The following is a 4,085-nucleotide window of genomic DNA, read 5'->3' on the forward strand; positions in this document are numbered from 1 at the left end:
AGGCAACCGGAACAAAGGCTGCTGCCTCCAAGCGGCCTCCTGCCACCAAGAAGACAGCCGCTACCAAGGCGCCGCCAACCAAGACGGCCGCGTCCGCCAAGACCGCAACGGCCAAGACCGCAGCGAGCAAGCCGGCCGCCGGCAAGAAGTCCGCCGGCGCGGCTGCCTCCGCGAAAGCTGCCGCCTCCAATCGGACTGCTGTCGCCAAGCAGACTGCGGGCACCAAGAAGACGATGACGACCCAGCCGGCAGCGAAGGCCCCCGCCGCGAAGCGTGCTGCCACCGCGACGGCGGCGAAGACGTCGGCCAAGCGCGCGCCGGCGCCAGAGCAGGCTGCCACGAAGGAGGCTGCCACGAAGGAGGCCGGCACGAAGGAGGCTGGCCCGACGCAGGCTGCGACCACAAAGACCGCGACCACGAAGACCGCGACCAAGGCTGCGACCGAGAAGGCTCCGGCCAAGAAGGCAGCGACAAACCAGGCTCCGGCCAAGCGCGCGGCGAAAGCAGCCCCGGCTGCGCCGCCCGGGGGCGGGTCGCGGCATACCGGCACCGGCCATCGGTATGCCGTCAAGGAGGGTGAGCAGCCGTGGACGGCGGCGGAGATCGCCGAGATCCGCGCCACCATCGAAGGCGATATCGCGACCTTGCGGGTCGAGATCACCGAGGCCGAGCACGAGGTCGCCGCGCTGATGCGGCAGTCCGGCGACGGCGCGGGTGACGACCAGGCCGACGCGGGCAGCAAGACGCTCGAACGCGAGCAGGAGATGAGCCTGGCCAACAACGCCCGTGAGATGCTTCTGCAGGACCAGCACGCGATCGAACGCATCGACGACGGGACCTACGGGATCTGCGAGAACTGCGGGCAGCCCATCGGCAAGCTGCGGCTCGAAGCCAATCCACGTGCGACCCTATGTGTGCCATGCAAGAGCAAACAGGAACGCCGCTGACGCACGAGGACCCGACCGGCGAGCACCCGGCCCGACCGCATACCGGAAGGAGACGGCGGGCCGCCCTCGTCTGGGTGGTCGCCCTCGCCACCCTCGCCGCCGACCAGGCGACGAAACTGTGGGCACTGCATACCCTGACGCCCGGCGTGAGCAAGCCCCTCATCGGCGACCTGATCGGGTTGCGGCTCGTCCGCAACGCGGGGGCCGCCTTCTCGAGCCTCGACACCGCCACCATCGTCGTGACGCTGGTCGCGCTGCTCATCGTCGCCGGGCTCCTCTACTACGTGCACACCAGGGCGCTGTCGCGTGTCTCGGCGCTCTGCCTGGGGCTCATCGCCGGCGGGGCGCTCGGCAACCTGATCGACCGGGCGGCCCGGGAGCCGGGCTTCCTGCGGGGCCACGTCGTCGACTTCATCGACTACTTCGGCTGGTTCGTGGGCAATGTCGCCGATATCGCCATCGTCGTCGCGGCGCTGGTCCTGGTGGCCGTGTCCTGGCGCTCGGAGCGCTCGGATGGCTGAGACGAAGACGGTGCTGGTCCCCGAGGGGTTGGCCGGCGAGCGCGTGGACGCCGCCGTCGCCCGCCTGCTCGGGCTCTCGCGCTCGAAGGCCGCGGACCTCGCAGGTTGCGGCGCGATCCTCGTCAACTCCGCGGCGGTGGCCAAGTCGGCGAAGGTCGTCGCGGGCGACCTCCTCGAGGTGACGATCCCGTCCCCGACCGGGGGACCACGCGTCATACCGATGGACATCCCCGACCTGCGGATCGTCCACGCCGACGACGACCTGATCGTCGTCGACAAGCCCGCGGGGGTCGCAGCGCACCCGAGCGTCGGGTGGGACGGACCGGACGTGCTCGGCGGGCTGCTCGCGGCCGGCTATCAGATCACCACCTCCGGCGCGGCGGAGCGGCAGGGCATCGTCTCCCGGCTCGACGTCGGCACCTCCGGGCTGATGGTGGTCGCCAAGAGTGAATACGCCTACTCGCGGCTGAAACAGGCCTTCCGCACGCGCACGGTCGACAAGACCTATCACACGCTCGTCCAGGGCTTGCCGGACCCGCTCGTCGGGACCATCGACGCACCTATCGGGCGGCATCCGTCCTACGACTACAAGTTCGCGGTGATGGATTCCGGGCGCGCGTCGGTGACCCACTACGAACTGATCGAGGCCTTCCGCGCGGCGGCGCTCTTGGAGATCCATCTCGAGACCGGACGCACCCACCAGATCCGGGTGCACTTCTCGGCGCTGCGGCACCCGTGCGTGGGGGACCTGACGTATGGCGCGGACCCCGTCCTCGCCAAGCGGCTCGGCCTGGAGCGCCAGTGGCTGCATGCCGTGGGGCTGGGTTTCGAGCATCCCGGCACGGGGGAGTATGTGAGCTTCGAGAGTCCCTACGCGCCCGACCTCGAACTGGCGCTGGAGAAGCTGGCGGGCTGAGATGAGTGCTCGGCCCCTCCGCCGTCGGGCAGTCCGCCGGCGCGAGGCGGACGGCTGGCGCCTCGCCCCCTTCGTCAGCTCGGCTGGTCGTCCCGGGCCAGGGTGACGATGACGGTATGCCGTCGACCGTCGTCGCGCAGGGGCAGCACCTGGGGGTCGGGCACGGGCACGCCGTCCATCGTCGTCGTGGCCACCCGGCGCCGCACGCCAGGGGCGCCGGGCGGGGCGCTGAACTGCACGGCATACTGCGCCGCGCCCACCCGGATGTCGGCCTGCGCGCTCGTCCACGACGGCGGCAGGCAGGGCCGGATGAGCAACCGGTCGCCCCGGCGCTGCAGCCCGAGGATCGCCTCCACTGCGGCCCGGTAGAGCCAGGCGCTCGACCCGGTATACCAGGTCCAGCCGCCGCGCCCCACGTGCGGCTGGACGGAGTAGACGTCGGCGGCCACGACATACGGCTCGACGCGGTAGGTCTCGATCCGTTCCGGGCCCGAGCCGTGCCAGACCGGGTTGATCAGGTCGAACAGCTCACCGGCCTTGTCCTCCCAACCCTGCTCCGCATACGCGAAGATCAGCCAGCTCGCCCCGTGGGTGTACTGGCCGCCGTTCTCGCGGATGCCCGGCGGGTAGGAGCGGACATATCCCGGGTCCGGTTCGGAGGTGTCGAACGGCGGGGTGAACAGCCGGGCGATGCCCTCCTCGTGCATGACCAGACGACGGTCCACCTCGCGCAGCGCCTCCGCGGCCCGGGCCGGGTCGCCCTGCCCGGACAAGGTGGCCCAGCTCTGGGCGATGGAGTCGATCTGGCACTCGGGCCGGGTCACCGAGCCCAGTGGGGTGCCGTCGTCGAAGTAGCCCCGACGGTACCACTGCCCGTCCCAGGCCTCCCGCTCCAGCGCCTGCCGCACCTCCTCGGCGGCCTGCCGGCAGCGGGCGACGAAGGCGAAGTCGCGCCGCCCCCGGGCCAACGGGAGGAAACCGTCGAGGGTATGCAGCAGGAACCAGCCCAGCCAGACGCTCTCGCCCCGGCCGTGCACACCCACGCGGTTCATCCCGTCGTTCCAGTCGCCCGAGCCCATCAGCGGCAATCCGTGGCTGCCGGTCCGCAGGGCATGTTCGAGGGCACGCGTGCAGTGGACGTAGAGGGGGTCGGTGCGTGTGGTGACGGTGGGGGTGAAGAAGTTCTCGTGCTGGCCCGGTTCGAGGGCCGGGCCGTCCAGCCAGGGCACCTCGACATCCAGGATCCCCACGTCCCCGGTGACGGCGACATACCGCGTGACAGCGGTGGCGAGCCAGACGACGTCGTCGGTGATGCGAGTGCGGATCCCCGCCCCACCCTCCGGCAGCCACCAGTGCTGGACGTCGCCCTCGGGGAACTGCCGGCCGGCGGCCCGCAGCAGGTGCTCGCGCGCCAGGGCCGGGTCGACGAGCACGACGGCCATCCCGTCCTGCAGCTGGTCGCGGAACCCGAACGCGCCGCTGGTCTGGTAGAAGCCGGTGCGGCCCAGCACCCGCGCGGCCAGCGTCTGGTAGAGCAGCCAGCCGTTGACCATCAGGTCGAAGGTGGGGTCGGGGGTGCGGACCTCGACCTGGTCCAGTATCCGCGACCAGGCCGCCTCGACGGTGGCCAGCTGCTGCTCGGGGCGCTCGCGGCGCTGCCGGGCGATGGCGGCCCGTGCCGCATCCGCATCGGCCGCGGCG

Annotated in this window: 4 protein-coding genes; 3 read left to right on the forward strand and 1 reads right to left on the reverse strand. The window is 71.3% G+C overall.

Annotation, left to right across the window (positions count from 1 at the left end):
- The 3 genes from BN11_RS12990 to BN11_RS13000 all read left to right on the forward strand — a co-directional run.
- The coding region (locus BN11_RS12990; RefSeq protein WP_048698337.1) for a TraR/DksA family transcriptional regulator at nucleotides 1-947 on the forward strand (947 nt) is incomplete at its 5' end.
- Entirely contained in the window at nucleotides 920-1,468 is a 549-nt protein-coding gene (lspA, locus tag BN11_RS12995) for a signal peptidase II (RefSeq protein WP_048698339.1), read from the forward strand. The genes BN11_RS12990 and lspA, both read left to right, overlap by 28 nt.
- Nucleotides 1,461-2,384, forward strand: coding sequence for an RluA family pseudouridine synthase (locus BN11_RS13000; protein WP_048698340.1), 924 nt, complete (start codon nucleotides 1,461-1,463; stop codon nucleotides 2,382-2,384). The genes lspA and BN11_RS13000 overlap by 8 nt, the downstream gene beginning before the upstream one ends.
- Before the next feature lie 74 nt (nucleotides 2,385-2,458).
- On the opposite strand, the gene BN11_RS13005 is transcribed toward BN11_RS13000, so the two are convergent.
- Nucleotides 2,459-4,085, reverse strand: a 1,627-nt coding sequence (locus BN11_RS13005) for a GH36-type glycosyl hydrolase domain-containing protein (RefSeq protein ID WP_407667983.1), incomplete at its 5' end; no start/stop codon positions are given.

Source organism: Nostocoides australiense Ben110, assembly GCF_001050535.1.
GTDB classification, from domain to species: Bacteria; Actinomycetota; Actinomycetes; order Actinomycetales; family Dermatophilaceae; genus Nostocoides_A; species Nostocoides_A australiense.